Origin of the sequence: Microbulbifer guangxiensis, assembly GCF_021729075.1 — a bacterium.
In the GTDB taxonomy this organism is placed as follows: domain Bacteria; phylum Pseudomonadota; class Gammaproteobacteria; order Pseudomonadales; family Cellvibrionaceae; genus Microbulbifer; species Microbulbifer guangxiensis.
The window spans coordinates 418,962-445,620 of record NZ_JAJSAQ010000004.1 but is presented as its reverse complement, the minus strand read 5'-3'; the positions used below and the strand labels follow the sequence as shown (position 1 = coordinate 445,620).

Genomic DNA, 26,659 nt, shown 5'->3' with positions numbered 1-26,659 from the left:
TGGGTGTACCAAGCGTAAGTATGGAAAGCTTGGTACACCCTTTGGTACACCTTTTCCTCGAGAATGTACCAGATTATGAGGGGGCTTATTGGACGAGTCTAGAGCTAAATACCGTGGTATCCCTTGTCAGGCTTCGCTTTGTGGGGTGCTCTGAGATTGGCCAAAATGACCATAGAGGTTATTCAATGTTTTGCACCTGTTCGCGCATCTGCTCGATCAACACCTTCAGTTCTACCGCCGCCTGGGTGGTGTCGGTGACCACGGATTTGGATGAGAGGGTGTTGGCCTCGCGGTTGAATTCCTGCATCAGGAAATCCAGGCGTCGGCCGATGGGGCCGCCACCGGCGAGGACGCGTCGGGCCTCGGTGACATGGGCATCGAGCCGGTCCAGTTCCTCGTCCACGTCCGCTTTCTGTGCCAGCAATACAATTTCCTGCTCGATGCGCTCCGGATCCAGTTCCGCCAGCAGTTCCTCGAGGCGCGTGCGCAGTTTTTCGCGCTGGGCCTCCAGGATCTGTGGCAGCATTTCCCGCACACCCGCTACCTGCGCGCTGATGGCGTCGAGGCGCTGTTCGATAAAGCGCCGCAGTTCGGCACCCTCGCGGGCTCGGTTGTCGCTGAGCTGTGACAGCGCCGCATCGAACGCCTCGAGGATGGCGCGGGACTGGGCCTCGGCATCGGTTTCGGGCTCGGCGATAACGCCGGGCCACTGCAGGACCTGCAAGGGGTTGAGGGGCAGGCTCTCACTGCCGGGGGTTACACGCATGGCGGCATCGACGACGGCGCGGGCGAGATCTTCGTCCACCTGCAGTGTCGTTTCCTGGCCCGGGTTGGCCTTGAGGGAGAGCGTCAGTTCCAGTTTGCCGCGAGCAAGCTGTTTGCGCAGGCGCTCGCGCAGCTGGCTTTCCAGCGGGCGTGCCGCTTCCGGCAGGCGGAAATGCGGCTCCAGGTAGCGGTGGTTGACCGAGCGCAGTTCCCAGGTGGCGATACCGGAATCGTAGGAGGATTCGGCGCGACCGAAAGCGGTCATGCTGCGCACGGTTTTACTGGCCATAATATTCTTCCCTGCGGGCTTGTTGGAGCTGGCCGGGCATCATAGCACAGGGCCCGGCGGGCTCGGGCGCCCCCGGCCCAGGGGGTATACTGTCGGTTTTCAAGACAATTTTTCGAGGTGAATTCATGCAGCGACCCAGTGGCCGCAAGCCAGAGCAACTGCGCCCGGTGCGCCTCTCGCGCAATTACACCCGCCATGCGGAGGGATCTGTGCTGGTGGAATTCGGGGACACCAAGGTGCTGTGCACCGCGTCTGTGGCGGACGAGGTGCCGCGTTTCCTGCGTGGCCAGGGCAGTGGCTGGATTACGGCGGAATACGGCATGCTGCCCCGCTCCACCGGATCGCGCATGGCGCGGGAGGCGGCCCGTGGCAAGCAGGGCGGGCGCACGGTGGAGATCCAGCGCCTCATTGGCCGCTCTCTGCGCGCGGCGGTGGACCTGAAGCTCTTGGGGGAAAACCAGATCACACTCGACTGCGATGTGATCCAGGCGGATGGCGGCACCCGTACGGCGGCGATTACCGGAGCCTGCGTGGCGCTGGTAGACGCGCTGCGCTTCATGCAGCGGGAGAAGATGATTGCCACCGATCCGTTGCTGAACCTGGTGGCTGCGGTTTCCGTGGGCATCTATGAGGGCGAGCCGGTTCTGGACTTGGACTATCCGGAGGACAGCCGCGCCGATACCGATATGAACCTGGTCATGGCAGCGGACGGCGGCATGATCGAAGTGCAGGGTACGGCGGAGGGTGCGCCCTTTACCGAGAAGCAGTTTGCCCAGATGCTGGCACTGGGCAAGTCAGGGATCGACGAGCTGATCGAGATTCAGCGCAAGGCGCTGGCGGAATAGCAGAAGGGAAGATCAAGAATGGGCGGCAGGTGCCGCCCTTTTGGTCAATCAGACTTCCAGGTCGTAATCCATGATCACCGGCAGGTGACTGGAAAAACTCACGTTCTTGTTGATGGCGCCGTACTCGATGCGGTTCTTCAGCGTTGCCGATACCACCTGCATATCGGTGCGCCAGCCGTCACCCTCACCCACCGTGCCACTTGGCCACCAGCTGAACTCGTCCGCATCCTTCACCACCTTGCGGAAGGCGTCCACGTAACCGATCTCGTTGAACAGCTGGTCGAGCCAGCGCTGCTCGTGGCGCATGAAGCCTGGGGTGTCCTGGTGATCCTGCCAGTTCTCCACGTCAGCGCGGCGGTGGGCCATGCCCCAGTTTCCACAGAAGATGAAATCCCGGCGCTTACGGCTGATCTTGATCAGGTGCGCCTGCATGTCATCGAAGAACTGGACCTTCTTCTCCAGGGAGGCCTCGTCGGTGGCTACCGGGGCCAGCAGGGAGCCGACGCTCAGGCGCTCGAAGTCCGCCTGCAGGTAGCGGCCATACATATCCTCACCGTTGGCAAAGCCCATGCCGAAGATGATGGCCTTGGGCTGGTTGCGGGTGTAGATGGCCACGCCGTTCTCGTGGGGTGTACCGGAATCAAAGAAGTAACTGTAATAGCCGTCGGGATGAAAGACGGGGTGGTCCAGTTCGGGCTCGAGGGAACGCAAATCCTGCAGGCAGATGATGTCCGCGTCCTGTTCCGCCAGCCAGTCGTAGAGGCCGCGCTGCGCCGCCTGGTGAATGCCGTCAACAGACAAGCTCACGATTCGCATTATTAGCCCCTTACCAGCGGACTGTGTATCATTAGTAACATTATGTGCATACCCCTCCCGCAGCTTCCCGTGCGGAGGTCTTCCTTCACCTTAGCCAATAGTTTCCAAATTTCCATGCAGCAGTATCAGCGCGATTTTATCCAACTGGCCCTGGATCATCAGGTGCTGTGTTTTGGTGAGTTCACCCTGAAATCGGGTCGCCGTAGCCCCTATTTTTTCAATGCCGGCCGGTTTCATTCCGGTGCAGCTCTGGCGGCACTGGGGCAGGCCTACGCTGAAGCGATTCTCGCCTCTGGCGTGGAGTTCGATGTCATTTTCGGGCCGGCCTACAAGGGTATTCCGCTCGGAGCGGTGACCGCCGTGGCGCTCGCGCAGAAAGGCGTCGACAAGCCCTTCTGTTACAACCGCAAGGAGGCCAAGGATCACGGCGAAGGCGGAACCTTAGTGGGTGCGTCGCTGGAAGGCAAGATTTTGATCATCGATGACGTTATTACTGCAGGAACGGCGGTGCGCGAGGTCATGGATATTATCCGGGCGCAGGGCGCGGAACCGGCGGGGGTCGTGATCGGCCTCAACCGTCAGGAGCGGGCCGGCGAAGAGACGGAGCAGTCTGCGATCCAGCAGGTGGAGAGTGAATACGGCGTCCCCGTAATCAGCATTGTGGAGCTCGATGACATCATCAGCTACCTTGAGGAAGCCCCGGAGGAAGGGGATACTCTGGAAAGAATTGTCGAATACCGGCAGCGCTATGGCGTTGCCAGGCGGGCCTGAGGGGCGGATACCCCGGCGCGCCCAGATTAGTGAGAAGCACGATGAGGCTTGCCCGTTACATTGTTGTCGCCGGCTGGCTGGGGTTGATGACCTCTGGCCCGGCCAGCAGTGCCGAGGGGGACAGTGCCCTGCCCGGTAAAGGGGAGGTGCTGTTCCGCTACACCAATGAGCACGGCATACAGGTGCTCGACGATGTGGTGCCGCCGCGCTATGCCCCGGGGGGCTATGAGGTCCTGACGCCCTCGGGCAGGGTGCTGGAGGTGGTACCGCCGCAGCTGAGTGGTGAGGAGCTGGCGCGGAAGAGAAAGCAGGAGGCTCAGCGTCAGGCGGATGCCGAGTTGCTGCGCCGCTACAGCAGCCTGGCGGATATCGAGAGCGCCAAGAGTCGAAAAATGGCCATTGCGAAGCAGGATATGGCGTTGATGCGCTCTAACCTCTCCAGCCTCGAGCAGCAGATCGACCAGGAAGAGGCAAAGGCAGCCCGCATTCAGCGCAACGGTGACGAAGTGTCCCCCGAGCTGGTGAAGCGGATCGCCGATCTGCGCGAGGAAGTCAAAGTACTCAACGAGCGCATGCGCCACCGTGAAAAAGAGGCCTCCCGTATTGCGCGGGAATTCGATCGCGCTGCAGAGCGCTTTACCCAGCTCGCCGGCAAGTAGCCTCCTGCCGGCACCCTCCTTTCTTTCCTACCGTCTGTCCCCCACCGTTGCCTGTTCTCTCGATCGGGCTCTCAGCGGGCCGTCGCCAGGGCCGGTTCGCGGAAGAATCCAGCCACCAGTACCGGCCACTGCTCCGCCCAGTAATCGGTAGGCTTGCGTTTGAAGCCACTGCGCACGTACTGGACGATGCGGCCTTCAGCACAGGCGAGGAGCAGGTTGGCAGCACTGCCGAGGGGAATGGCGGGACGCAGCTGCTCCCGCAGTTCCGCTTCACGCAATATCTGCTTGAGCTGGGTTTCCAGACGATCGAAGAACTGCAGGATGCGCCCGTGCAACCGCTCGGTCTCACCGGTCAGGGCGTCGCCAGTGAGCAGGCGCGTGATGCCGGGGTTGCGTTCGCAGAATGCCAGCAGCAGGTGCAGGATTTTCTGACACCGTGCCAGGGCCGAGGGTTCGTCCTGCAGGATCAGGGACACCCGGCTGAAAATGGTTTCCTCGATGAACTCGATCAGCCCCTCGAACATCTTCGATTTGCTGGGGAAATGGCGGTATAGGGCCGCCTCGGAGAAGCCGACCTCTTTTGCCAGTGCGGCGGTGGTGATGCGGGCTCCGGGGCTGGCCTCCAGCATATGGGCCAGTGCCTGCAGGATCTGTTGGCGCCGGTTGATTTTTTCGCTGCTCATTGACTGCCTTTTACCCGGGCGTGACCGGGAACATCGATTTTTGTTATCGCCCCCGCGATTTGCGGGGCGGGCGCGGGAATCCTAACGATTCACCGGCGTCGCTTCAATTACTGGCGCGGGTAGCGCGCGGATCACTTGCCGTTGTCGGTGATCAGGGTGCCGACACCGCTATCGGTGAAGATCTCCAGCAACACGGCGTGAGGCACCCGCCCATCGATGATATGGGCGGAGTTAACCCCTGCTTTCACCGCATCGAGTGCGCAGGCGATCTTCGGCAACATGCCACCGTAGATTGTGCCATCGGCGATCAGTCCGTCCACCTGCAGGGTGGTGAGCCCGGTCAGGACCTCGCCATTCCTGTCCTGCAGGCCGGCCACATTGGTGAGCAGCATCAGCTTTTCTGCATGCAGGTACTCGGCGATCTTGCCTGCCACCAGGTCGGCGTTGATATTGTACGACGCGCCGTCCTCACCGACGCCGATCGGGGCGATCACCGGGATAAAGTCCCCATGGATCAGCATATCGATCACCGCAGTATCCACGTGCTCCACCTCGCCCACATGACCGATATCGATGATCTCGGAGGCGTGCAGGCCGGCGGACTCGCTCTGCATCTGCAGTTTTCTCGCGCGCAGCAGCAGGCCGTCCTTGCCGGTAACACCGACAGCGCGGCCACCGTTGTTGTTGATCAGGTTGACGATCTGCTTGTTGACGGTTCCGCCGAGCACCATCTCCACCACATCCATGGTTTCGCTATCGGTCACCCGCATGCCGTCGACGAATCGGGACTCGATGTTGAGTTTCTGCAGCAGATCGCCGATTTGTGGGCCGCCGCCATGCACCACCACCGGATTCATACCTACCAGTTTCATCAGGATGATGTCGCGGGCAAAGCTGTTCTGCAGCGCTTCGTCCACCATGGCATTGCCGCCAAACTTGACCACCACGGTCTTGCCGGTGAAGCGCTGGATATAGGGCAGCGCTTCATTGAGCACCTGGGCGACGCGGAGGGCGGACTTGTGATCCAGTGACATACTCGGACTTTCCTATCCATTCAGTGAACAGGGACGGGGCTGGCTCCCCGCCCGGGCCTTATCGTTTCGGCAGTGCCAGCTGCGGTGAAACCGCCAGCAGTTGTTTTTCAACCGTGGCATAGATGCGCTGCAGGTTTTCCTCGGTATCCGCCTCGAAGCGCAAGGTCAGGGCGGCGCCGGTATTGGAGGCGCGCACAAGGCCCCAGCCATCGGCGAATTCGATCCGCAGGCCGTCGGTGGTATTGATATCGGCCTCGCCGAAATTGCCCCGCTCCCTGATCTCCTGCACCAGCCGGAACTTGTCCTCCTCCGGGACCGGCAGCAGGATTTCCGGGGTGCTGACCATCTGCGGCAGCGAGTCCAGCAGCTCATCGAGGCTCTGCTCGCGCAGGGCCATGATCTCCAGCACGCGCGCGGCGGCATACATGCCGTCATCGAAACCGAACCACCGGTCCTTGATAAAGATATGACCGGACAGCTCGCCGCCAAGGATCGCCCCGGTTTCCAGCATCTTGGTCTTCATCGGTGCATGGCCGGTCTTCCACATCACCGGGCGGCCGCCGTACTGGTTGACCAGCTCCCGCAGGGCGCGGCTGCACTTCACATCGAAGACAATGTCTTCGCCGGGATTGCGGGCCAGTACGTCGCGGGCCAGCAGCATCACCAGCTGGTCTGCCCAGGCGATGCGACCGGAACTGGAAATCAGCGTGACCCGGTCACCATCGCCATCGAGGGCCACACCCAGGTCAGCGCCGGTTTCGCGCACGATGGCGATAAGGTCCTGCAGGTTTTCGGGGCGCGAGGGATCCGGCGCATGATGGGGGAAGCTGCCGTCCACCTCGCAGTAGAGCGGAGTCACCTGACAGCCAAGCTGTTCGAACAGCTGGGGCGCGAGGTTGGCGGTGGCGCCATTACCGGCGTCGATGACCAGGTGCGGCTGCCCCGCCAGCGCCACGTCATTGAAGATTTCCTCGATATAGTGCTCGCGGATATCCTGCTCGCGATAGCTGCCTTCACCGCTATCGAAAGGCCCCTGTTCCATCAGCGTCTTCAGCTTCTGCAGCTTGTCTTCCGCCATCGGCCGGCCCTTCATCACAATCTTGAAGCCGTTGTATTCGGCCGGGTTGTGACTGGCGGTGACGATCACACCGCTGCTGGTGTTGGTACCGCGGGCGCAGGCGAAATACAGCAGCGGTGAGGGCACCAGTCCCAGGTCCACGCAGCTGCAACCGGTTTCCAGAATGCCCTCCACCAGGCAGCGCGAAAGCAGTTCACTGCTGTTGCGGCCATCCCGACCAACCATCAGCAGTTCTTCTCCCGCATGCCGTGCCAGGGTGCCCAGGGCACGGCCCAGCTGGTAGGCAAAGGGCTCGTTGATCTCGGGACCGGCGATGCCGCGAATGTCGTAAGCGCGGAATACACCCTGAGGGAATTCGATGTTGTCTCCCAATTGCTCCCGCAGCGGGACGGACTCTCCGGCACCGGGTACAGACCTGGTCGGGATGGCCGGTGTTGCCGGGCCCGGAGTTTTGCTGCCCCGGGGTTGGTCGGAGGCACTGGCCTGGCGCGGGCGCTGACCCTGTCGCTCCCAGGGGGCTGCGGTGTACTGGGGCAGGAAGCGCCACAGGGCGAAGAGGGAGCCCAGCCAGCCGAGCAGCGCGATGCTGTACAGCCAGGCGGCACTGATGCTGTGGCGGCTGGCAAAGTCAGCGTCGGGCCGGAATGCCAGGGCCAGGTGAGAGCCGGCCACCGGGGTCTCGGCCCGGGACCCGGAGCCCTCGCCTGCGCGCCAGAGGGTCTGTGCCGGACCGCCGGGAAACTGCTGCAACAGCAACCATTCTCCGTCGCTGCCGGCCGCTGCCTCGAGAACCGTTTGTACAGCGGTAAACGGATGTGACTGCAGCAGTGCTCCATCGCCACTCAAGGTCGCGCGGTGCACCTGCCAGCTGTCGCCTTTACCGGTGCGCAGAATCTCCAGTGGCTGTGGACCGTCTTCCAGTGTGCGCTTGACCAGGTCCAGCAGGGCGAAGTTCAGGGCCGGGGCAGAGCCGGCGCCGACGCGCAGGTCGCCCGGCGCAAAGTACTGCAACCGCTCCCCCGAGCCCGCGCCGTGGGCCGGCTCGACCGTGGTCTGGCGGAATCCGCCCGCGGCGAGCGCCTGCAGCTGCCGCGACTCGCGCTGCAGTGCTGTCTCCAGTTCGGCTGCCTCGCGCTGTGTCAATGCTGCTGCGGCCTCAGCTACCCGGCCAGTGTTGTATGGGCTGACCACCGAACGGTCCAGCAGTGCGGCACCGCCGAACCATACGGCCGTGCACAGCATCGCCGGCAACAACAGTTGCCGATGCAGGGGAAAGGCTTTTTTAAAATTTGAAACCACGGTAAATCCAGAAATCTTGTTGTTATGGTGCAAAGGCCCGTGCGGCGATCATTTGAATCAACTGTTCCGCCAGTTCGGTCTTCAACGAAGACGGCAGCTCGGTGCTGCCTGCCGGGTCGATCACCGTTACCCGGTTGCGCTCACTGTTGAAGCCGCTATCCACTTCACTGACATCATTGGCGATGATCATGTCCAGATTCTTGCGCGCCAGCTTGCCGGTGGCGTGCTCGAGGACCTTTTCTGTCTCTGCGGCAAAGCCGACGGTGAAGGGCCTTCGTTTATTGCGTGCGGCGATGCCGGCCACGATATCCGGGTTCTTGACCAGCGCCAGCGTGTCGCGCTCGTTGTCATCGGTCTTCTTGATTTTCTCCTGCGCCACCCGCTCGGGCCGGAAGTCGGCCACCGCGGCGGCGGCGATGAACACATCGCACAGGTCCGCGGCGCGCTCGGCGGCCTCCTGCATCTGCCGTGCATCCACCACATCGACCCGCTTGACGCCCTCGGGCGTGGGCAGGTTGACCGGGCCGGCGATCAGCGTGACTTCGGCGCCCGCCCGCTGTGCCGCGGCGGCCAGGGCAAAGCCCATTTTGCCCGAGCTGTGGTTGGTGAGATAGCGTACCGGGTCGAGGGACTCCCGCGTCGGTCCGGCGGTGATGGCAAAGTGCCTGCCTTTCAGATCGCTACCCGGTTGCAGCAGGGACTCTGTCTCCGCCACCAGTGCTTCCGGCTCCAGCATGCGCCCGGGGCCGACGTCGCCACAGGCCTGGCTGCCGGCGGCCGGGCCCCAGATGCGCACGTTGCGGGAGCGCAGGGTGTCCACATTGGCTGCCGTGGCCGGGTGGCGCCACATGGCCTGGTTCATGGCCGGCGCCACTGCCAGGGGCGCCTCGCTCGCCAGGCACAGGGTGCTGAGCAGGTCGTCGGCCATGCCGGCGGCCAGCTTGGCCAGTACCTGGGCACTGGCCGGCGCGATCAGGATCAGTTGCGCCCACTTGGCCAGCTCGATGTGGCCCATGGCGGCCTCGGCGGCGGGATCCAGCAGGTCGCTGTGTACCGGGTTGCCGGACAGGGCCTGGAAGGTCAGCGGCCGGATGAACTCCTGGGCGCCAGCGGTCATGACCACGCGCACATCGGCACCGCGCTCTTTCAGGCGCCGTACCAGGTCCGCACTTTTATAGGCGGCAATGCCACCGCTGATACCCAGCAGGATGCGTTTTTTGGCCAGAGACGACATGGGTGCTGTTTCCGGAGTTGGGGGAACGGGTAAGATTAGCATTGATGCGCCATATCTTATCAGGCATGCGGGGCTCAGGGAGGAGACCATGGCAATTACGGACTGGCCGGCGGCGGAGCGGCCGCGGGAAAAACTGCTGCAAAAGGGGGCGGGGGCGCTGTCCGACGCGGAACTGCTGGCTATCTTCCTGCGCACCGGGCTGCCGGGACTCTCGGCGGTGGACCTTGCCCGTCAGCTGCTGGCGGACTTCGGCGGCCTGCGGCCCCTGCTGGAGGCGGAGCGCACCGACTTCTGTCGGGCCAAGGGGCTCGGTGACGCCAAATTCGTGCAGCTGCAGGCAGTGCTGGAAATGGCGCGCCGCCACCTGGCAGAGACTTTGCGGCGCAGCGATGCGCTCTGCAGCCCCGGTGCGGTGCGGGATTTCCTCGCCGTGCAATTGCGCCACCGGCGCCGGGAGGTGTTCTGCTGCCTGTACCTGGACAGTCAGCACCGGGTGATCGCCTTCGAAGAACTGTTCGAGGGCACCCTCAACGCTGCCAGCGTCTACCCCCGGGAAGTGGTCCAGGCGGCGCTCCAGCGCGGCGCAGCGGCGGTGATCCTGGCCCACAACCACCCCTCCGGTGTCAGCGAGCCCAGCCAGGCCGACCTGTGGATAACCGAGCGGCTGACCCAGGCGCTCGAGCTTGTGGATATCAAGGTGCTCGACCATATGATCGTGGGCGAAGGGGCGGCGCTGTCTTTTGCCGAGCAGGGCTTGCTGTAGGAGGCGCATACGCCCTCAGGGCCTGCCGCCGGGGGCCTGTCTCCCGCAGGGAAGGATTTGCTGTACAAAACTTGCTCCCCGGGGTCTGTTCTGGTATAAAACGCCGCTCTTTGCGGCCGGGCCAGATTCTGAACAGTTTCCGCCGCCGCCCAGGAACCGGATTAGAATCCCGAATAGATGTCCCCGCACTCCCTGTCATGCGGGCACGAGAGTTTTGAAGAGGCCAACAGATGTCCAAGGTATGTCAGGTAACCGGTAAGCGCCCGGTCACCGGTAATAATGTTTCCCACGCCAAAAACCGCACCAAGCGTCGCTTCGTGCCGAACCTGCACAGCCACCGTTTCTGGGTTGAGTCCGAGAAGCGTTTTGTGAAGCTGCGCGTCTCCGCCAAAGGTATGCGCGTGATCGACAAGAAAGGCATCGATACCGTACTGAGCGAGCTGCGCGCCCGCGGCGAAAAAGTGTAACTGGCAGCTAGCTGCTGAGAGATCGGAGACAGAACAATGCGTGATAAGATTCGTCTGAATTCCAGTGCCGGCACTGGACACTTCTACACCACCACCAAGAACAAGCGCAACATGCCTGAGAAGATGGAGATCAAAAAGTACGATCCCGTCGTTCGCAAGCATGTGATGTACAAGGAAGGCAAGATCAAGTAATTGCCCTCCCTGTTCAGGAAAAAGCCCGGTTTTTACCGGGCTTTTTTATGCCTTGCGATCGGGCGGTGGCGATAAAACTGCCAATAGCATCCTCCCTGATCGAACGCCTGCAGTGATACAGCGAGAACTGAGATGCCGGAACTCCCCGAAGTAGAGACCACCCGCCGCGGCCTGGCCCCACATCTGGAGGGGCGCACCGTGCGCTCTGCCCTCGTGCGCCAGCACAGCCTGCGCTGGCCGGTCGATCCGGATTTCGGGCGGCACATTGCCGGGGCCAAAATTCTGCGCCTGGAACGCCGCGCCAAGTACCTGCTGGTGCACACCGACCGCGGATGTGCCATCTGGCACCTGGGCATGTCCGGCAGCCTGCGACTGGTGGAGCCCGGCGCGGAGATTCGCAAGCACGACCATATCGACTGGGTACTCGACAGCGGGCTGCATCTCCGCTATCACGATCCGCGGCGCTTCGGTGCCCTGCTGTGGACCACTGAGGATCCAGGGGCCCACGAGCTGCTCGCCCACCTCGGCCCGGAACCCCTCTCTGACGCTTTCAGCGGCGATTACCTGTTTGGCGCCTCCCGCGGCCGGCGACAGTCGGTGAAGACGTTCGTCATGGATGGTCGCATCGTCGTCGGCGTGGGTAATATCTACGCCAGCGAGGCCCTGTTCCTGGCCGGCATCCGCCCTGACCGCCCCGCCGGCGGCATCTCCCGCGCCCGCTACCTGCGCCTGGCCGATGCCATCAAACAGGTGCTGGCCAGTGCCATCGAACAGGGCGGCACCACCCTGCGGGACTTTGTCGGCGGTGACGGCCAGCCCGGTTACTTTGCCCAGCGCCTCAACGTTTATGGCCGCACCGGCGAACCCTGTCGCAAGTGTGGGCGGCCGGTACGCGATCAGGTGCTGGGCCAGCGCAGCACCTTTTTCTGCAGCACTTGCCAGCGCTGACCCTTCCTATACTCAGTCGATGGTTCGCTCGTGAACAGCCGATCCGGCGGTCAGCGGCGGACCTGGAAGCATTGAGAGGGAGGCTCTGGTCGACATGTGGGCAAAGGGGGCGGAAGTCATGCGCTGGGCCTGGGTTCTGTGCATTCTGTTACTCGCAGCTGGTTGCGGTAAGGATGCCGGCCAGGGGGAGGCGGGTGCGCGAATTGACCGGGCGGGATCTCAGTCGCCGGGTGTTGCCGGGCCTGAGCTCGCAGACCTCGTTCTCACCAATGCCTCCATTTACTCCGCCCAGGGCCAGTTGCTCAGGGGGCAAACGATCGCGGTTCGCGATGGGCGCATCATCTACCTGGGAGATGCTGACAGCGGTTCACGGTTGATCGGTGGCCCCACCCGGGTCGAAAACCTTGAGGGGAAGCTGGTGTTGCCTGGTGCGACCGATCCCCGCATGCATCGCTACGCGGTCGATGCATTGGTCAATCTGTATGGCGCAAGCGGTATTGCCGACTACCAGCGCACCATTGCTGAATTCATCGAAGCGCATCCCGGGCAGCAGCTGGTCGTGGGGGCAGGCTGGAGAGAATCCGACTTTGCTGGTCAGCCGCCCCACAAAGGCCAGCTGGACCAGGTGAGCGATCTGATTCCGATCTTGATGTTCTCGGCCGATCACCAAACCCTCTGGACCAATTCCGAAGCGGTCGCCGCCGCCGGGATCAATATCGACACATCGCAGCCGACTAACGGGGTGATTGAGCGCGACGACAATGGCCTGGTCATCGGGGTGTTTCGTGAGCCAGCGGCGATGGCACTGGTAGAGGTCATCATTCCCCGGGTGGAGTCTTCGCAGGATCAGCATGGACCTGGGGTTGCAGAGCTGCTTGAGGATGAGCTCAAGGTGGGCAAGACCGCGGACTTCACGATTGTCGCTGACAACCCGGATGGGGTTGGCTCAGAAACACTGTACGAGCTGGAAGTATTGCGCAGTTACCACCATGGTCAGGTGATCTACGATGCGTCCGCCAGTGGCAGCCTGCCGGATTGACACTGATATCCAATCACGCCTGGGGGTCAGGAGGAGGTCAATTTGAGGCCGACAATGCCGGCCACAATCAGACCGATGCACAGCAGCCGCGGCAGTGCCGTCGATTCGGCGAACAGCACGATGCCAAGGATAGCGGTGCCGACGGCGCCGATACCGGTCCATACCGCGTAACCGGTGCCCACCGGGATCACTTTCAGGGCCTGGGCGAGAAAGTAGAAGCTGGCGATCATGGTGAGGACGGTCAGCACGCTGGGCAACAGGCGGCTGAAACCGTCTGTGTATTTGAGGCCGACCGCCCAACCCACTTCAAGCAGGCCAGCGATGACCAGTAGCAGCCAGGGGTTTGTCATGGGTCAAGCCGCCCTATCGGCGCCGGTCCAGCGACAGGCGGTCGTCGGCCTGAAAGGCCCACAGCACCAGACAGGCGGCGAAAATAATCAGCGAAGGGTAGAACAGCACGTTGCTGCCTTTCAGCACCCATCCCCAGGGGTCCACCACCGACTGCCAGACGCCCAGCAGGGTGGCGCCATTGACCAGCGCCTGTACCGGGTAGGTCAGTTTGCGCCAGAGACCGAGGATCACCGCCACACCGAGCAGCACCTGCAGGCCGCCGAGGATGTTCCATGCCAGGGGCGCACTGATGATGCCGAGATAAAAACGCTCGGATACGGCGATGGCATGGTCCACGTTGACCAGCTTATCCACGCCCCAGATCACCAGCAGTAGCCCGAGGCTGACCCGCAACAACAGCAGTGTGTAAGCACGCATTTTTATTCCCATCCCTGAAGTTGCGATTTATTGGCCGGCGGCGTTGCCCTCGCGGCGGGGGTCGGCTCCGCCGTGCAGCCTGCCGTCGAGCAGCGCAATGGCGTGAATGCCGCTGTTGAGATTGCGTTGCACCACCTTGTGTCCCAGCGCCTCGAGATTTTTTACCGTGTCCGCACTGAAAAAGTCCGGCTCCAGTTCCACGCGGCCGCCGATCGCACCGATATTACCGGCCGCCACCGCCTCCTCGATTGGCATATTGAGCGCCAGGTGGTAGAGGATGGTGCGTGCAGTGTAGTTGATGATTCTTGAGCCGCCGGGGGACCCCACCAGCAGGCGCATTTCCCCGTTGCGATCGAGCACGATGGTGGGCGACATGGAGGAGCGGGGACGCTTGCCGGGCTCGATACGATTGGCCACCAGCTTGCCATCGGCCCCGGTGGGTATGAAGGAAAAATCCGTAAGCTGGTTATTGAGCAGGAAACCCCTGACCAGCAGCCGCGAGCCGAAGCCGGTCTCGATACTGGTGGTCATGCTGACACCGTTGCCGTAGCGGTCGACGATCACCAGGTGGCTGGTGTTGGGAAGTTCCGGCGAAGCGGCTGGCTGCCGCCTGGGCGTCGCCGGTGTCGGTACCCCGGGCACGGCGGGGCTGGCCCGCTCGGGCGAGATCAGCTTGGCCCGGCGCATCAGGTACTCCGGCGCGACCAGAGCATGGCTGGGCACCTGGACGAAATCCGGGTCGGCGAGATAGGTGTTGCGATCGGCAAAGGCCAGTTCCGATGCCTCGATAAACAGGTGCGTGAGTGGTGCGCTACCCGCTTCCATTTCGTGTAACGGAAACTGTTCCAGCATCCCCAGGGTCGCGCCCACGGTGGTACCGCCAGAGGAAGGGGCGTCGGCACCACAGACGCGGTACTGCAGGAATACACTGCAGACCGGCTCGCGCGCCACAGCCCGGTAACCGGCGAGATCCTGCAGGGTCATCGCCCCCGGGTTTTGCGGATCGTTGCGCACTGCCTCGACAATTGCAGCGGCGATTTCGCCCCGGTAGAACGCATCAGCGCCCTCTTTCGCCAGTATGCGCAGCGTGTCGGCGTAATCCGGATTCTTGAGCCGGTGCCCTACTGGCAGCGGCTGGCCGTCTTTATCGAAAAAGTAGTTGCGGATCGCCGGACGCACGGCGACGCGCGGCATTTTCTCCAGCAGCAGATGCAGGCGCGGTGAAATTTCGAAGCCGCTTTCTGCCAGCTCAATGGTCGGCTGGAACAGGGTGGCCCAGGGGAGCTTGCCCTGTTTTTGATGCGCCAGCTCCAGCATGCGCATGACACCGGGCACGCCGACGGAGTGACCGCCGATCACCGCCTCGAGAAAACCCTGCGGCTGGCCATCGTGGATGAAGTGCTCGCTGGTCACTCCCGCTGGCGCGGTCTCGCGGCCGTCGAAATAGTGAAGGGAGTTGTCTTCGGCCTGAAAGCTCAGCAGAAAGGCGCCGCCGCCGATCCCGGATGACTGTGGTTCCACCAGCGTCAGCATCAGCTGGGCGGCGATGGCGGCATCGACGGCCGTACCGCCCTGCGCGAGCATGTTCATTGCCGCGCGGGTGGCGTGGGGGTTGGCGGTCACCGCCATGAATTCATCCGCAGCAGCAGCTTTGACGGCGCTGCGGCCGGTGGCTGCCTCGGGCTGGACTTCTTCCTGCGCGCCGGCGGTGGCCGACAGCAGGGCAAGGGTGAGAATCAGATAGCGCACGTGTTACTCCGGTAGCTCGCTGAGCTGCCGGAGTTTAACAGGTACTGCCGCGGGAGGAATGTCGGGTGTTGGCTACCCGCCAGGTCAGCGGAATTTCTGCTGCAGCGCCTGTTCCACCGCCGGCGGTACGAATTTGGTGACATCGCCGCCGAGGGAGGCGATCTCGCGCACCAGCGAGGAGGAGATATAAGACAGGTGTTCCGCCGGGGTCAGGAACAGGCTCTCCATGTTCGGCGCCAGCTGCCGGTTCATATTGGCCAGCTGGAACTCGTATTCGAAGTCGGACACGGCGCGCAGGCCGCGCAGTACGCCGTAGGCGTCGACCTGTCGTACCAGGTCCGCCAGCAGGATATCGAACCCGATCACTTCCACATTGGGCAGGTGGCTCAGCACCTGCTGGGACAGCTCGACCCGCTCATCGAGGGTAAACAGCGGATTCTTGCGGGTGCTGGCGGCGACTGCGACGATCACGTGATCGAACAGCCGGCAGGCCCGCTCCACCAGGTCCATGTGACCATTGGTGATGGGGTCGAAGGTTCCGGGGTAGACGACTTTCTTCATAAGCCAAAACTGTGTTGCCGGCGAAACGGGACGCGCATGGTAAACAATTTGCCGTTGCGGCTCAAAAGGCGGCGGCAGCGTTGGTGTCAGTCGCTACCGCCGGGTTCGCCGACCTGCAGCAACCGCATGCAGACCTGGCCTGCCCGCTTCTCCTTCAGCAGCTGCCAGGATGGCGGCACCTCCAGGGCTGTGGTCTTGGGTGCCTCTACATAGACCAGGGCTCGGGGTGATAGCTGTGGTACCAGCCCGGCCAGGGTTTCGGTCCACAGGTCGCCGGCAAATGGCGGGTCGACAAAGGCGATATCGTAGTTGCCGCCGGCGCCCTGCAGGAACTGGGCGGCGCTGCAATTATGCACCCTGCCCCGCTCGCACTGGAGCAACTGTAACTGCTCCCGCAGGGTCTGGGCTGCCAGGCGGTTCAGCTCCACGAAATCCACCGCCGCGGCACCGCGGGAGAGCGCCTCCAGGCCGAGTGCGCCGGAGCCGGCGAACAGGTCCAGGCAGCGGGCGCCGGGCACGCGGAATTGAAGCCAGTTGAACAGCGTTTCCCGCAACCGGTCACCGGTGGGGCGCAGCCCCTCCACCGGAGCGAACTGCAGTTTGCGCCCGCGCCACTCGCCGCCGATGATCCGCAGTTGGGAAAGACCGGGGGTCGATGGGCGGTGGGCAGGTTTGCGCGCGCGGCTACGGGACAAAACGGATTCCTGGCTGTGTGGCTTGGTGAGCGGTGCTAAGATTAGCGCCTTTCCGCCAGCGGTACATCCGGACACAGACATGATCTTTGACTTCCTGCGCAAAAAGAAGCCCAAGCCCGAAGACACCGGGGCCAAACCCGAGGAAGCCCAGCCCGAAGAGGCTGGTTTCGAGCAGGTCGCCTCCGAAGAGTCGGCGGCCGAGGCCAGTGAGTCGGCTCCCGGGGTCGAGGAGCCGGCAGCGGATTCCGCCGGGGAGGAAGCCGTCGAGGCCGGCGCTGACGAGAGCACAGCGCAGCCGCAGGCAACTGCCGAACTGCCCGAGACCGAGCCTGCCCAGCCCGCACCGGAGCCCCCGCCGCAAAAGAAAGAGGGCTTTTTCGCCCGCATCCGCCGTGGCCTGACCCGCACCAGCAGCCAGTTTGCCGAGGGGATGGGTAACCTGTTCCTGGGGGCGAAGGAGATCGATGACGAATTGCTGGAGGAGCTGGAGACCCAGCTGCTGATGGCGGACGTGGGTATGGATGCCACCACCGAGATCGTCGATCGCCTGACCGCGCGGGTATCCCGCCGCGAGCTCAACGATGGTGAGGCGCTATACCGGGCGCTGCAGGAAGAGCTGGAAGACCTGTTGAAAGGCGTCGAGGCGCCACTGGAGGTCGATACCACCAAGAAGCCCTATGTGATTCTCGTGGTCGGCGTAAACGGTGTCGGCAAGACCACCACCATCGGCAAACTGGCCCACCGTTTCCTCGGCGAGGGCAAGTCGGTCATGCTGGCTGCCGGTGATACATTCCGCGCCGCGGCGGTGGAACAGCTGCAGGTCTGGGGCGAGCGCCACAAAGTGCCGGTGGTGGCGCAGCACACTGGCGCAGACAGTGCCTCGGTGATTTACGATGCGGTGCAGTCCGCCCAGGCGCGGGGAACCGATGTGGTGATCGCCGATACCGCCGGGCGCCTGCACACCAAGTCCAACCTGATGGAAGAGCTGTCGAAAGTGCGCCGGGTGATGGCCAAGCTGGACGAGAGCGCGCCCCACGAGGTGCTGCTGGTGCTGGATGCGGGTACCGGACAGAACGCCATCAGCCAGGCTTCCCAGTTCCGCGATGCCGCCGGTGTCAGCGGCCTTGTGCTGACCAAGCTGGACGGCACTGCCAAGGGCGGCATCATCTTTGCGCTGGCGCAGCGCTTCGGTATTCCGGTACGCTTTATCGGTGTGGGAGAGCAGGCCGAAGACCTGCAGCCATTCCGCGCGCGGGAGTTCGTCTCCGCCCTGTTCGATCGCAGTGGGGGCGCGGGCCGCTCCTGACACGATGACGATGAACCGCCGACGAAAACAATAACAGCGGCCGACCATGATTACTTTCGACAACGTCAACAAGCGCTACGAATCCGGCCAGGATGCGCTGGTGCGCGTGAGTCTCGAGATCGGTCGCGGTGAGCTGGTGTTCCTCACCGGCCATTCAGGCGCCGGCAAGAGCACCCTGCTGAAGCTGCTGACCGCCATCGAGCGCCCGACCAGGGGCAGCATCCTCGTGGCCGGGCAGAATATCGGTCGCCTGCGCAATGGCCAGATCCCCTATTACCGCCGCAATCTCGGCATCGTATTCCAGAATCACCAGCTGCTGTTCGACCGCAGCGTCTTCGACAACGTGGCTCTGCCGCTGGCGGTAGCCGGCTGCAACCGCCGCGAGGTCGGCCGCCGGGTGCGGGCGGCACTGGACAAGGTGGGGCTGCTGCACAAGGAGCGGCACAATCCGATCGTGCTGTCCGGCGGTGAGCAGCAGCGGGTCGGCATTGCCCGGGCAGTGGTCAACAAGCCGGCGGTGCTGGTGGCGGACGAGCCGACCGGCAACCTGGACCCGCAACTGTCAGCCGAGATCATGCGGCTCTTCGCCGACTTCAATGCCGTGGGCGTCACCGTACTGGTGGCGAGTCACGATCTCGAACTCATCGCCCGCATGCGCCAGCGCGTGCTGACGCTGCAGGCGGGCCAACTGATTTACGACGGAATACCGGCCCGTGAAGCAGCCTACCCGTAACCCCGCCCGGGGCGCCGTTGCCCGCAGCCCCTCCGCCGACGCCCGCGTCCAGCGTGCCGCCGGTGCGGTGACAGCGCGTACACGCCTGTCCGATCGCTGGCACAGCTGGCTCGGACATCACCGGGAAATGGCAGCGGAGGCCCTGCGCCGTTTCCTCGCCACCCCGATGGCCAGCGCCATGACCGCGCTGGTGATTGCCATCGCCCTGGCCCTGCCGGCCTCTCTGCAGCTGGGCATGGGCAACTTCCAGCGGGCAGTCGCCGGCTGGGATGGCCAGCCGCAGCTGTCGGTCTTCCTCAACCGCAGTGCCCGGGAGTCGGCGGTGGAACGATTCACCGAAGAGCTACGCGGCGATAGCGCCGTGGCCGAAGTGAGCTATATCTCCCCGGAGCAGGCGCTGGCGGAATTCCAGCAGAGTTCCGGCCTGGGTGATGCGCTGGCCGGGTTGGGCGCCAACCCGTTGCCGGGGGTGCTGCTGGTGCGCCCGGCCAGGGTGGCCGAGGCGGAGCTGGAGCAGCTGACATCGCGACTGCGGGAGAGCGCCCTCACTGACTCGGTAGTACTGGACATGGCCTGGGTGCAACGGCTGGCGCGCCTCACCGAGCTGGGCCAGCGCATCTCCCTTGGCCTCGGCCTGCTGCTGGCGCTGGGAGTGATCCTGGTGGTGGTGAATACCATCCGCCTGCATATCGAGAACCGCCGCGATGAGATTCTGGTGGTGAAGCTCGTCGGCGGCACCGATGCCTTCGTCCGCCGCCCCTTCCTTTACAGCGGCCTCTGGTACGGCCTGTTTGGTGGCCTGCTGGCCTGGCTGCTGGTGGCAGTGGGCGTCGGCCTGCTGTCCGGGCCCGTCGCCGGTCTCGCCTCGTCCTACGGCAGCGGCTACGCTCTGCAGGGCCCCGGCCCGGCCTACCTGCTGGGTCTGGGCGGCGGCGCCGCCCTGCTGGGTCTCTGTGGCGCCTGGGTCGCCGTAGCCCGTCACCTGCGGGCGATCGAGCCCCGCTGAGGCGGGTTGATCTGCCGGCCAGCAGTCGCCGCCGGGCGGGAACCTTTCCTGTGGATAACCACTCCAAAGCCCCGGAATTCAAAGGTTTGCGGAGATTTTGGGCGGGCTTCCTTCGCCGCCCCTGCTAGTGCTACACTGAGTCGCTATCACAGCCGCAGCGCCCTGTCCGGGCGGTCATGCGGTTGCCGGTTCGCCGGCAAAAAGAACAGGTAGGAGGAAAGACCTGAATGGGAACCAGCTTACAGCCAATCCATACCCTGTCTCCGGGCGCCAACCTGGGCGCCTATATCCAGACGGTCAGCAGCTTCGAGGTGCTCTCCGCTGAAGAGGAGAAGCGGCTGGCGGAGGACCTCTACTATCGCGAGGACCTGGATGCCGCACGGCAGCTGGTCATGTCGCACCTGCGCTTCGTGGTGCATATTGCCAAGTCCTACTCCGGTTACGGCCTCAATCAGGGCGACCTGATCCAGGAGGGCAACGTCGGCCTGATGAAGGCAGTGAAGCGCTTCAACCCGGAAAAGGGCGTACGCCTGGTCTCCTTCGCCGTGCACTGGATCAAGGCGGAAATCCACGAGTTCATCCTGCGCAACTGGCGTATCGTGAAGATCGCCACCACCAAGGCGCAGCGCAAACTGTTCTTCAACCTGCGCGGTCAGAAGAAGAAGCTGGCGTGGCTGACCCACGACGAGGCCAAGGCGGTGGCCGAGGAACTCAACGTGGACGTGTCCCATGTGTATGAGATGGAGGGTCGCCTCTCCGCACACGATGCCGCCTTCGACGCGGGCGTGGACGATGATGACGACAGCGCCTGGCAGGCGCCGGCCCACTATCTCGAGGACCGTCGCTATGACCCGGCCGCCCAGCTGGAGCGCGACAACTGGCAGGAGACCAGTTTCAACAGCCTGTCGCTGGCGCTGGAAGGCCTCGATGACCGCAGCCGTGACATCATCGAAGCGCGCTGGCTGAGCGAGAGCAAGGCCACACTGCATGAACTGGCGGAAAAATACGGCGTGTCCGCCGAGCGTATTCGCCAGCTCGAGAAGAACGCCATGAAGAAAGTTCGCGCGGCCATGGAGGCCTGATCGCAGCCACTGACTTCTGGCAGAAAACCGCGCAACCGCGCGGTTTTTTTATGTCGGCCCCCGCACTTTTCCGGTAACCTCCCGCGCCGCAGAGAATGGTGACCGAACAACAATACGGGTTGGAAATGACCAAGCTCTATCTGTTCCTCGCCGCCCTGCTGGGCGGCAGTGGTGTGATCCTCGGTGCTTTTGGTGCCCACGGCCTCCGTGGCCGGGTAGCGGAAAACCTGCTCGAGGCCTATAAGACCGGCGTGCTCTACCAGATGTTGCATGCCCTGGCGCTTCTTGGCGTGGTGCTGTTGATGCAGCACTGGGGTGAGCGGACCGCGCTGGTGGTTACCGGCGCGCTGTTCACGATCGGTGTGCTGCTGTTTTCCGGCAGCCTGTACGGTCTCACTTTCGGCGGCCCGCGATGGCTAGGGCCGGTGACGCCACTGGGTGGGCTCGCCATGATCGGCGGCTGGGCTGCACTCTGTGTCGCCGCACTCAAACTGGGCGAGTGAGACCCACCAGCCGGGCCTAGACTGAATCCTGAACCGCTTGCACAACAGGGGTTGTGAACCATGCAAGACGAGTCGGCGGAAGACTTTCCCTACCGCACCGAGTACAAGAAAAAATCCATCCGCAGCTACGTGATCCGCGCCGGCCGCATGACCGAGGGCCAGCGCCGGGCCTTTGATACTTACTGGGGCACCTACGGCCTGTCCCTGTTCGACGGGCCGCTGGATCCTGTTGCCACTTTCGGCCGCGAGGCGCCGCTGGTGCTGGAAATCGGCTTCGGCATGGGTGACTCGCTGCTGGCCATGGCCGAAGCGGAGCCTGACAAGGATTTTATCGGTATCGAGGTGCATCCCCCGGGTGTCGGCCGGCTCATCAACAACGCCGGCAAAATGGGTGTGAGGAACCTGCGGGTCTATATGGCCGATGCCGTCGACGTGCTCAATGACTGCATCAGCGACGACCTGCTCGACCGCTTCCAGCTCTATTTCCCCGATCCCTGGCACAAGAAGAAGCATCACAAGCGCCGCATCGTGCAACCGGAGTTTATCCGCCTGCTCTGCAGCAAGCTGAAAAGCGGCGGCCTGATGCACCTGGCCACGGACTGGGAAAATTACGCCGAGCACATGCTGGAAGTGCTGGAGGCTGAACCGGCGCTGGAGAACACCGCCGGCGTCGGCCAGTATGCCCCGCGGCCGGAATTCCGCCCGGAGACCAAGTTCGAGCGCCGCGGCCAGCGTCTCGGTCATGGTGTATGGGATCTGCTGTATCGGGTGAAGTAGGGGCTTTGGCGCGCGTTGCGCGGTCGGGAATGTCTGCTATCTTCAAACAGACCCGAGCCGGTCAAGGAACTTCCGGAGCCCACAATGACAAGAAGTCGCCCGTCTGTTCTCCTCCTGTCATCACTGCTTGCCCTGGCGGCGGATGTCGCGGTCGCCGACCCGGAGACCACCTTCAACCTCTACCTGAATGGCGGGCGTTACTGGATCGACAGTTCTCGCCTGGACGGCACGCCCTTTGAGCAATTCGACCTGGAGCTCAGTGATACCACGGGTGGTGGCGGTGGCTTCGGCTACAGCATCACCGATCGCTGGGCCATGGAGGGGGCGATCGACTATTTCAGTGCCGACATCAAGGACATCGACGAGAAAGTGGATGTCTACAACTACCATGTGGACCTCTTCTACCACTTTCTGGGCAGCTTCTGCGGTGCGCCCTGTGTCTGGCAACCCTATGTCGCTGTTGGTGTCGGTGAAGTCCGCATCGAGTACAACGGTTCCTTCGGTCCGGACGACCCGGAAGAGTTCGAGAGCGACTGGCACCGGCGCCAGACCATGGTGAATGCCGGCTTCGGCCTGAAATACCAGTTGGGGCCCCGCTGGCAGACACGAGCCGATATCCGCGCCTTTCAGGGCGTCGAAGAGGGAGGTATCGACGGATTCCTGTCGGTGGCCATCGGCTATCAATGGGCCGAGTATCCGCTGGTGGTGCGGGATACCGACGCCGATGGCTACGTGGACGGCGTCGATCGCTGCCCGCAGACGCCGCCGGGGTTGGCTGTAGGGCCCGACGGCTGCCCGCTGGATGGCGATTATGACGGTGTGCCGGACTACCTCGATCGCTGCCCGCGCACACAGGGTGGCGTGGCGGTGACCGAGGAAGGTTGCCCTGAGTAGCCCGTTTTTGGGTGATTAGGGGCGTTACTGGCTGCGGGCCTGCTCGAGCGTCTCGCTGATTTCCAGCCACTCCATTTCCAGGGTGTCGAGGGCCTCCCGCTGCTCCGCCTGCGCCCGGTTCAGGCGGGCGATCTCCTCCTGCTGGCCACCGCTGTACAGGTCTTCATTGGCGAGTTGCTGTTCCAGCCCGGCAAGTGTCTCCTCCGCCCTGGCCATGGCCTTTTCCACCTGCTTGAGGCGATTGGTGAGCGGTTTGAGCTTTTCCCTCAGTGCAGCCGCCGCCCGGCGTTGTTCCTTGCGATCCTCTACCGGGCGGCTCTCGTCTGCTGCCGATTCCTCGCGCCGGCGCCGCTCGCGGTTGAAGTTCAGCAGCCACTGTTTGTAGTCCTCCAGATCGCCATCGAAAACCTCTGCGCGGCCTTCCGCCACCAGCAGGAACTCGTCAACGGTATTGGCCAGCAGGTGGCGGTCGTGGGAAACCAGCACCACCGCACCGGAGAATTCCGCCAGTGCCAGCGTCAGTGCGTGGCGCATTTCCAGGTCCAGGTGGTTGGTCGGTTCGTCCAGCAGCAACAGGTTGGGTCGCTGCCAGGCGAGGATGGCCAGGGCCAGTCGTGCCTTTTCGCCGCCGGAGAAACCCGCCACCGGTTCGAAAGCCCGGTCGCCGGCAAAGCCATAGCCGCCGAGGAAATCCCGCAGGGACTGCTCGCTGGCCTCGGGTGTCAGCCGCTGCAGGTGCAGCACTGGAGACGCCTTGATATCGAGGGCTTCCAGCTGGTGCTGGGCAAAATAGCCGATGGCCAGGTGCTCGCCGCAGAGGCGCTCGCCTGACAGCGGTGCCAGCTCGCCGGCGAGAGTTTTGATCAGCGACGATTTGCCGGCGCCGTTGGGACCCAGCAGGCCGATGCGTCGGCCCGGCTGGATGCCGAGCTGGACGTGGCGCAACACGGGGGGCTCACCGTAGCCGATGTCGGAATCCCGCAGGTCGATGAGCGGATCAGAGTTCTTTTCCGCCGCCGGCAGTGAGAAGCGGAATGGAGAATCCACATGGGCCGGCGCGATCTGGGCCATCCGGTCCAGTGCCTTCAGGCGGCTCTGGGCCTGCCGTGCCTTGGTGGCCTTGGCGCGAAAGCGGCGCACGAAGTCTTCCATGTGCGCCCGCTGTGCCTGCTGCTTCTCGAACTGGACCTGCTGCTGGGCGAGCCGTTCCGCGCGGGCGCGCTCGAAAGCGGTGTAATTGCCGCTGTATTGCACCAGCTGGCCTTGCTCGAAACTCACGATGCCGTCCACCACCGCATCGAGGAAATCGCGGTCATGGGAGATGATCAGCAAGGTGCCGGGAAAACGCTGCAGCCACTGCTCCAGCCACAGGGTCGCGTCCAGGTCCAGGTGGTTGGTGGGTTCGTCCAGCAGCAGGAGGTCTGCGGGGCACATGAGTGCGCGGCCGAGGTTGAGGCGGATGCGCCAGCCACCGGAGAAGCTGCTCACGGGTCGTTGCTGGTCCTGGTGGGAGAAGCCCAGCCCGTCCAGCAGCTGTGCGGCCCGGGCCGGGCCGCTGTAACCATCGATGGCCGCCATGCGTTCATGCAGCTCCGCCAGCGCGTGGCCATCGGGACTGCCGGCAGCCTCCGCGGCCTCGATGGCGCTCTGTAACTGCCGCAGCTCGCCATCGCCGTCGAGAACATAGTCCAGTGCGGAGCGATCTGTGGCCTCCACCTCCTGGGCCATGTGCGAGAGGCGCCAGCCCGCGGGAACCTCGACGCGGCCTGCATCGCTTTCCAGCTTACCCAGCAGGAGGCGGAACAGGGTGGACTTGCCGCAGCCATTGGCACCGATGATGCCGACCTTGTGGCCGGGGAAGATCCGGCAGTCTGCGTTTCGCAACAGCTCGCGTCCGCCCTGCTGCAGGGTGACGCCTTGCAAATTAATCAAAGAAAAAACCTCTCGCGGCGGTGATCCAGAGTGCTAGTCTAAGTGGCGTGTGGGCTCTCCGGGGTACCGCACCCTGTCGACGCGGGCCGGCACCAGTCGCAACCATTTCAGCGGACCGGATTTTAGGCCCTGTGACCATGAATTGCGATGGCCCCCAATGACCCGACCGGAACCTGTATCAAGCTCCCTCGAAAACCCGCTTTGGGCATTCAGCCTGGACTTTTATGGACACGCTGAAGTGGCCCCATTCCTGTTGCAGTGCCAGGATCGCTACGGCGCAGATGTATGCCTTCTGTTGTGGGCGAGCTACCGGGAACTGGATGGCCGGCCGCTGAGCGAAGAGGGCTGGCGGGTTGCCGAACGGGGGCTGGCGCCACGCCGGCACATGATCGGCAGTGTCAGGCAACTGCGCCGCTGGGTGGGCAGCATGCGGCCGCACACTGAGCGCCTCTATGCCTGGTGCAAGAGGGGCGAATTGCGGCTGGAACAGCGTCAGCTGGCGGCGCTGTGGAGGATTGAGCAGGAGCACTGGCCCGGCGAGCGCTCACCGCTGGTGCTGGCGGGGCAACAATACGGTATCCCACAAAAAGATCAGGCCCGCTGGGCGGGCCTGATATCGGATTACCGTGCAGTGACAAAGTAGTTACTTGTCACTGGGATCCTCGCTGGAGAACAGGCTGTTGGCCGGAGTCGCCGGAGTAATGCTCGGCGTCGGCTTGTGTTCCACCGGCTTGGGGGTTCCGAAAGGGCGAACCTCCGGGGTCTTACCCAGGATGGGGGCACCGCTCGCTGGTGCGGCCTCAGGCTTCTGCGGCTCCGCTGCCGGCTTGGGCTCGGCGGGCTTCTGCGTAGCTGCCTTGCTCTCCTCGGTTTTCGCAGTGCTCGGCTTTTCAGCCGCTGCCTTGGTCGGCGCTTTCTTTACGGCTCTTTTTGCCGCCGGCTTGGCTGCGGTTTTTGCTTCGGTCGACTTGCCTGCAGAGGCCTTCTTGGTCGCAGATTTTTTGGCCGCTTTGGGGGCCGCGCTCTTGGTGGCGACCTTCTTGGCAGCGGCTTTTTTGGCCTTTGCCTTCTTCGCCGCCGGCTGCTTGGTAGTCGCAGTTTTGGCCGTCGCTTTCTTGCTGCCAGCCTTGCGGGTTGTCTTCTTCTTGGCAGTACCTTTCATTGCCGCTTTCTCGGCCTTGGCTGCAGCCTTGGCAATGGTTTCGGCCGCCTTCAGCTCATGTTTGGCTGCGGCTTCGGCCTGCTTGGCCTGATCGGCCGCGTCCTTGGCCTGGTCGGCGGTGGCCTGGAGCTGCTCGACTTTTTTACCGGCGGCATCGACCCGCTTCTGCGCAGCGGCGGTCTTGCTCTTGCGAAGTGCAGTGCGTGCCTTCGCCAGTTGTTCCTTGGCCTTGCTCAGCTTGCTCTTTGCCGTGGTGAGGGCCTTGGCAGTTTTCTGGGTTTCTTTGGCGGCATCGGCAGCCTGCTTGGTGCGCGCCTTGTCCAGTTGAGCGGTGAGTTTTGCAATCTGTGCTTCCAGGTCTGCGACCGGGTTGACAGCTTTTTTGACAGCTTTTCGTTTGGCAGCCATGAGTGAATATCCTGAGGTTTATTATCGATTCGGTGCGGCCGGAACGGACCTCCGGCGAACTTGCGGCGATTGCCGCGATCCCTGGTTCGTGCACTGAACCGTTGTCCCGAACTCGTTCGTCCACCTCTGCGATTCAGAACAACAGCAGCTCGAGCAGGGATAATAGCGTTGTTGTTTGTGAAGTGCATCCCTGTCGGGCAC

29 protein-coding genes are annotated in these 26,659 nt (G+C 63.4%); 16 read left to right on the top strand and 13 right to left on the bottom strand.

Annotated features, from left to right (window positions below; translation table 11 throughout):
- Window positions 1–178 precede the first annotated feature (178 nt).
- Window positions 179–1,054: a YicC/YloC family endoribonuclease gene (locus LVD12_RS11635; protein ID WP_237067878.1), complete on the bottom strand. Its 876-nt coding sequence runs from the start codon at window positions 1,052–1,054 to the stop codon at window positions 179–181.
- 125 nt (window positions 1,055–1,179) lie between these two features.
- Here LVD12_RS11635 and rph point away from each other — a divergent pair, with 125 nt between their 5' ends.
- Window positions 1,180–1,899, top strand: coding sequence for a ribonuclease PH (gene rph, locus LVD12_RS11630; protein ID WP_237067877.1), 720 nt, complete (start codon window positions 1,180–1,182; stop codon window positions 1,897–1,899).
- Between the two features lie 48 nt (window positions 1,900–1,947).
- Here the strand turns inward: rph and LVD12_RS11625 are convergent, their stop codons facing one another.
- Window positions 1,948–2,715 (bottom strand): exodeoxyribonuclease III, encoded by a 768-nt coding sequence (locus tag LVD12_RS11625; protein ID WP_237067876.1) that lies wholly within the window; start codon window positions 2,713–2,715, stop codon window positions 1,948–1,950.
- A gap of 114 nt (window positions 2,716–2,829) precedes the next feature.
- Between LVD12_RS11625 and pyrE the strand changes: the two genes are divergently transcribed.
- Complete coding sequence (gene pyrE, locus LVD12_RS11620; RefSeq protein WP_237067875.1) at window positions 2,830–3,486, top strand: orotate phosphoribosyltransferase; 657 nt, start codon at window positions 2,830–2,832, stop codon at window positions 3,484–3,486.
- A gap of 41 nt (window positions 3,487–3,527) precedes the next feature.
- Window positions 3,528–4,145: a hypothetical protein gene (locus LVD12_RS11615; protein ID WP_237067874.1), complete on the top strand. Its 618-nt coding sequence runs from the start codon at window positions 3,528–3,530 to the stop codon at window positions 4,143–4,145.
- Window positions 4,146–4,216: 71 nt separating this feature from the next.
- On the opposite strand, the gene slmA is transcribed toward LVD12_RS11615, so the two are convergent.
- The 4 genes from slmA to coaBC form a co-directional block, all read right to left on the bottom strand.
- Window positions 4,217–4,828: a nucleoid occlusion factor SlmA gene (slmA, locus tag LVD12_RS11610; RefSeq protein ID WP_237067873.1), complete on the bottom strand. Its 612-nt coding sequence runs from the start codon at window positions 4,826–4,828 to the stop codon at window positions 4,217–4,219.
- Window positions 4,829–4,959: 131 nt separating this feature from the next.
- Entirely contained in the window at window positions 4,960–5,862 is a 903-nt protein-coding gene (argB, locus tag LVD12_RS11605) for an acetylglutamate kinase (protein ID WP_237067872.1), read from the bottom strand.
- Window positions 5,863–5,920: 58 nt separating this feature from the next.
- A complete protein-coding gene (locus tag LVD12_RS11600; protein WP_237067871.1) occupies window positions 5,921–8,239 on the bottom strand; it encodes a phosphomannomutase/phosphoglucomutase in 2,319 nt (772 codons plus the stop codon).
- Window positions 8,240–8,261: 22 nt separating this feature from the next.
- The gene (gene coaBC, locus LVD12_RS11595) at window positions 8,262–9,473 is read right to left on the bottom strand and encodes a bifunctional phosphopantothenoylcysteine decarboxylase/phosphopantothenate--cysteine ligase CoaBC (RefSeq protein ID WP_237067870.1); all 1,212 of its coding nucleotides are present in this window, start codon (window positions 9,471–9,473) and stop codon (window positions 8,262–8,264) included.
- 88 nt (window positions 9,474–9,561) lie between these two features.
- Here coaBC and radC point away from each other — a divergent pair, with 88 nt between their 5' ends.
- The 5 genes from radC (at window position 9,562) to LVD12_RS11570 (ending at window position 12,882) form a co-directional block, all read left to right on the top strand.
- Window positions 9,562–10,236, top strand: a complete 675-nt coding sequence (gene radC / locus LVD12_RS11590) for a RadC family protein (protein WP_237067869.1) — start codon at window positions 9,562–9,564, stop codon at window positions 10,234–10,236.
- 230 nt (window positions 10,237–10,466) lie between these two features.
- Window positions 10,467–10,703, top strand: coding sequence for a 50S ribosomal protein L28 (rpmB, locus tag LVD12_RS11585; RefSeq protein WP_067083837.1), 237 nt, complete (start codon window positions 10,467–10,469; stop codon window positions 10,701–10,703).
- A 36-nt stretch (window positions 10,704–10,739) separates the two neighbouring features.
- A complete protein-coding gene (gene rpmG, locus LVD12_RS11580) occupies window positions 10,740–10,895 on the top strand; it encodes a 50S ribosomal protein L33 (RefSeq protein ID WP_069946430.1) in 156 nt (51 codons plus the stop codon).
- 132 nt (window positions 10,896–11,027) lie between these two features.
- Window positions 11,028–11,843 (top strand): bifunctional DNA-formamidopyrimidine glycosylase/DNA-(apurinic or apyrimidinic site) lyase, encoded by an 816-nt coding sequence (gene mutM / locus LVD12_RS11575; RefSeq protein WP_237067868.1) that lies wholly within the window; start codon window positions 11,028–11,030, stop codon window positions 11,841–11,843.
- A gap of 94 nt (window positions 11,844–11,937) precedes the next feature.
- The gene (locus tag LVD12_RS11570) at window positions 11,938–12,882 is read left to right on the top strand and encodes an amidohydrolase family protein (protein WP_237067867.1); all 945 of its coding nucleotides are present in this window, start codon (window positions 11,938–11,940) and stop codon (window positions 12,880–12,882) included.
- A 26-nt stretch (window positions 12,883–12,908) separates the two neighbouring features.
- On the opposite strand, the gene sugE is transcribed toward LVD12_RS11570, so the two are convergent.
- The 5 genes from sugE to rsmD form a co-directional block, all read right to left on the bottom strand.
- A complete protein-coding gene (gene sugE, locus LVD12_RS11565; RefSeq protein ID WP_237067866.1) occupies window positions 12,909–13,232 on the bottom strand; it encodes a quaternary ammonium compound efflux SMR transporter SugE in 324 nt (107 codons plus the stop codon).
- 13 nt (window positions 13,233–13,245) lie between these two features.
- Window positions 13,246–13,650, bottom strand: coding sequence for a DoxX family membrane protein (locus LVD12_RS11560; RefSeq protein ID WP_237067865.1), 405 nt, complete (start codon window positions 13,648–13,650; stop codon window positions 13,246–13,248).
- Between the two features lie 27 nt (window positions 13,651–13,677).
- Window positions 13,678–15,399, bottom strand: a complete 1,722-nt coding sequence (gene ggt / locus LVD12_RS11555) for a gamma-glutamyltransferase (protein WP_237067864.1) — start codon at window positions 15,397–15,399, stop codon at window positions 13,678–13,680.
- 84 nt (window positions 15,400–15,483) lie between these two features.
- On the bottom strand, window positions 15,484–15,960 hold the full coding sequence (coaD, locus tag LVD12_RS11550; protein WP_237067863.1) for a pantetheine-phosphate adenylyltransferase: 477 nt from the start codon (window positions 15,958–15,960) through the stop codon (window positions 15,484–15,486).
- An 86-nt stretch (window positions 15,961–16,046) separates the two neighbouring features.
- Entirely contained in the window at window positions 16,047–16,655 is a 609-nt protein-coding gene (gene rsmD / locus LVD12_RS11545; protein WP_237067862.1) for a 16S rRNA (guanine(966)-N(2))-methyltransferase RsmD, read from the bottom strand.
- A 79-nt stretch (window positions 16,656–16,734) separates the two neighbouring features.
- Here rsmD and ftsY point away from each other — a divergent pair, with 79 nt between their 5' ends.
- From ftsY to LVD12_RS11510, 7 genes are all read left to right on the top strand, one after another.
- Entirely contained in the window at window positions 16,735–17,961 is a 1,227-nt protein-coding gene (gene ftsY, locus LVD12_RS11540) for a signal recognition particle-docking protein FtsY (RefSeq protein ID WP_237067861.1), read from the top strand.
- 46 nt (window positions 17,962–18,007) lie between these two features.
- On the top strand, window positions 18,008–18,694 hold the full coding sequence (ftsE, locus tag LVD12_RS11535) for a cell division ATP-binding protein FtsE (protein WP_237067860.1): 687 nt from the start codon (window positions 18,008–18,010) through the stop codon (window positions 18,692–18,694).
- Complete coding sequence (ftsX, locus tag LVD12_RS11530; protein ID WP_237067859.1) at window positions 18,675–19,700, top strand: permease-like cell division protein FtsX; 1,026 nt, start codon at window positions 18,675–18,677, stop codon at window positions 19,698–19,700. The genes ftsE and ftsX overlap by 20 nt, the downstream gene beginning before the upstream one ends.
- Window positions 19,701–19,927: 227 nt before the next feature.
- Window positions 19,928–20,782 (top strand): RNA polymerase sigma factor RpoH, encoded by an 855-nt coding sequence (rpoH, locus tag LVD12_RS11525; protein WP_237067858.1) that lies wholly within the window; start codon window positions 19,928–19,930, stop codon window positions 20,780–20,782.
- Between the two features lie 98 nt (window positions 20,783–20,880).
- Entirely contained in the window at window positions 20,881–21,285 is a 405-nt protein-coding gene (locus LVD12_RS11520; protein ID WP_369413384.1) for a DUF423 domain-containing protein, read from the top strand.
- 60 nt (window positions 21,286–21,345) lie between these two features.
- A complete protein-coding gene (trmB, locus tag LVD12_RS11515; protein WP_237067857.1) occupies window positions 21,346–22,062 on the top strand; it encodes a tRNA (guanosine(46)-N7)-methyltransferase TrmB in 717 nt (238 codons plus the stop codon).
- Between the two features lie 84 nt (window positions 22,063–22,146).
- Complete coding sequence (locus LVD12_RS11510; RefSeq protein WP_237067856.1) at window positions 22,147–22,956, top strand: outer membrane beta-barrel protein; 810 nt, start codon at window positions 22,147–22,149, stop codon at window positions 22,954–22,956.
- 24 nt (window positions 22,957–22,980) lie between these two features.
- On the opposite strand, the gene LVD12_RS11505 is transcribed toward LVD12_RS11510, so the two are convergent.
- On the bottom strand, window positions 22,981–24,888 hold the full coding sequence (locus tag LVD12_RS11505; RefSeq protein ID WP_237067855.1) for an ATP-binding cassette domain-containing protein: 1,908 nt from the start codon (window positions 24,886–24,888) through the stop codon (window positions 22,981–22,983).
- A gap of 157 nt (window positions 24,889–25,045) precedes the next feature.
- On the opposite strand from LVD12_RS11505, the gene LVD12_RS11500 reads away from it, so the two are divergent.
- The gene (locus tag LVD12_RS11500; protein ID WP_255771859.1) at window positions 25,046–25,531 is read left to right on the top strand and encodes a TIGR02444 family protein; all 486 of its coding nucleotides are present in this window, start codon (window positions 25,046–25,048) and stop codon (window positions 25,529–25,531) included.
- On the opposite strand, the gene LVD12_RS11495 is transcribed toward LVD12_RS11500, so the two are convergent.
- Window positions 25,532–26,458 (bottom strand): histidine kinase, encoded by a 927-nt coding sequence (locus LVD12_RS11495; RefSeq protein WP_237067853.1) that lies wholly within the window; start codon window positions 26,456–26,458, stop codon window positions 25,532–25,534.
- Between the last annotated feature and the right edge of the window lie 201 nt (window positions 26,459–26,659).

Excerpts from the sequence above, each read along its gene's own strand:
- LVD12_RS11635 (WP_237067878.1), bottom strand. The coding sequence starts at position 1,054 with ATGGCCAGTAAAACCGTGCGCAGCATGACCGCTTTCGGTCGCGCCGAA.
- rph (WP_237067877.1), top strand. The coding sequence starts at position 1,180 with ATGCAGCGACCCAGTGGCCGCAAGCCAGAGCAACTGCGCCCGGTGCGC.
- LVD12_RS11625 (WP_237067876.1), bottom strand. The coding sequence starts at position 2,715 with ATGCGAATCGTGAGCTTGTCTGTTGACGGCATTCACCAGGCGGCGCAG.
- pyrE (WP_237067875.1), top strand. The coding sequence starts at position 2,830 with ATGCAGCAGTATCAGCGCGATTTTATCCAACTGGCCCTGGATCATCAG.
- LVD12_RS11615 (WP_237067874.1), top strand. The coding sequence starts at position 3,528 with ATGAGGCTTGCCCGTTACATTGTTGTCGCCGGCTGGCTGGGGTTGATG.
- slmA (WP_237067873.1), bottom strand. The coding sequence starts at position 4,828 with ATGAGCAGCGAAAAAATCAACCGGCGCCAACAGATCCTGCAGGCACTG.
- argB (WP_237067872.1), bottom strand. The coding sequence starts at position 5,862 with ATGTCACTGGATCACAAGTCCGCCCTCCGCGTCGCCCAGGTGCTCAAT.
- coaBC (WP_237067870.1), bottom strand. The coding sequence starts at position 9,473 with ATGTCGTCTCTGGCCAAAAAACGCATCCTGCTGGGTATCAGCGGTGGC.
- radC (WP_237067869.1), top strand. The coding sequence starts at position 9,562 with ATGGCAATTACGGACTGGCCGGCGGCGGAGCGGCCGCGGGAAAAACTG.
- rpmB (WP_067083837.1), top strand. The coding sequence starts at position 10,467 with ATGTCCAAGGTATGTCAGGTAACCGGTAAGCGCCCGGTCACCGGTAAT.
- rpmG (WP_069946430.1), top strand. The coding sequence starts at position 10,740 with ATGCGTGATAAGATTCGTCTGAATTCCAGTGCCGGCACTGGACACTTC.
- mutM (WP_237067868.1), top strand. The coding sequence starts at position 11,028 with ATGCCGGAACTCCCCGAAGTAGAGACCACCCGCCGCGGCCTGGCCCCA.
- LVD12_RS11570 (WP_237067867.1), top strand. The coding sequence starts at position 11,938 with ATGTGGGCAAAGGGGGCGGAAGTCATGCGCTGGGCCTGGGTTCTGTGC.
- sugE (WP_237067866.1), bottom strand. The coding sequence starts at position 13,232 with ATGACAAACCCCTGGCTGCTACTGGTCATCGCTGGCCTGCTTGAAGTG.
- LVD12_RS11560 (WP_237067865.1), bottom strand. The coding sequence starts at position 13,650 with ATGCGTGCTTACACACTGCTGTTGTTGCGGGTCAGCCTCGGGCTACTG.
- coaD (WP_237067863.1), bottom strand. The coding sequence starts at position 15,960 with ATGAAGAAAGTCGTCTACCCCGGAACCTTCGACCCCATCACCAATGGT.
- ftsY (WP_237067861.1), top strand. The coding sequence starts at position 16,735 with ATGATCTTTGACTTCCTGCGCAAAAAGAAGCCCAAGCCCGAAGACACC.
- ftsE (WP_237067860.1), top strand. The coding sequence starts at position 18,008 with ATGATTACTTTCGACAACGTCAACAAGCGCTACGAATCCGGCCAGGAT.
- rpoH (WP_237067858.1), top strand. The coding sequence starts at position 19,928 with ATGGGAACCAGCTTACAGCCAATCCATACCCTGTCTCCGGGCGCCAAC.
- trmB (WP_237067857.1), top strand. The coding sequence starts at position 21,346 with ATGCAAGACGAGTCGGCGGAAGACTTTCCCTACCGCACCGAGTACAAG.
- LVD12_RS11510 (WP_237067856.1), top strand. The coding sequence starts at position 22,147 with ATGACAAGAAGTCGCCCGTCTGTTCTCCTCCTGTCATCACTGCTTGCC.
- LVD12_RS11500 (WP_255771859.1), top strand. The coding sequence starts at position 25,046 with ATGACCCGACCGGAACCTGTATCAAGCTCCCTCGAAAACCCGCTTTGG.
- LVD12_RS11495 (WP_237067853.1), bottom strand. The coding sequence starts at position 26,458 with ATGGCTGCCAAACGAAAAGCTGTCAAAAAAGCTGTCAACCCGGTCGCA.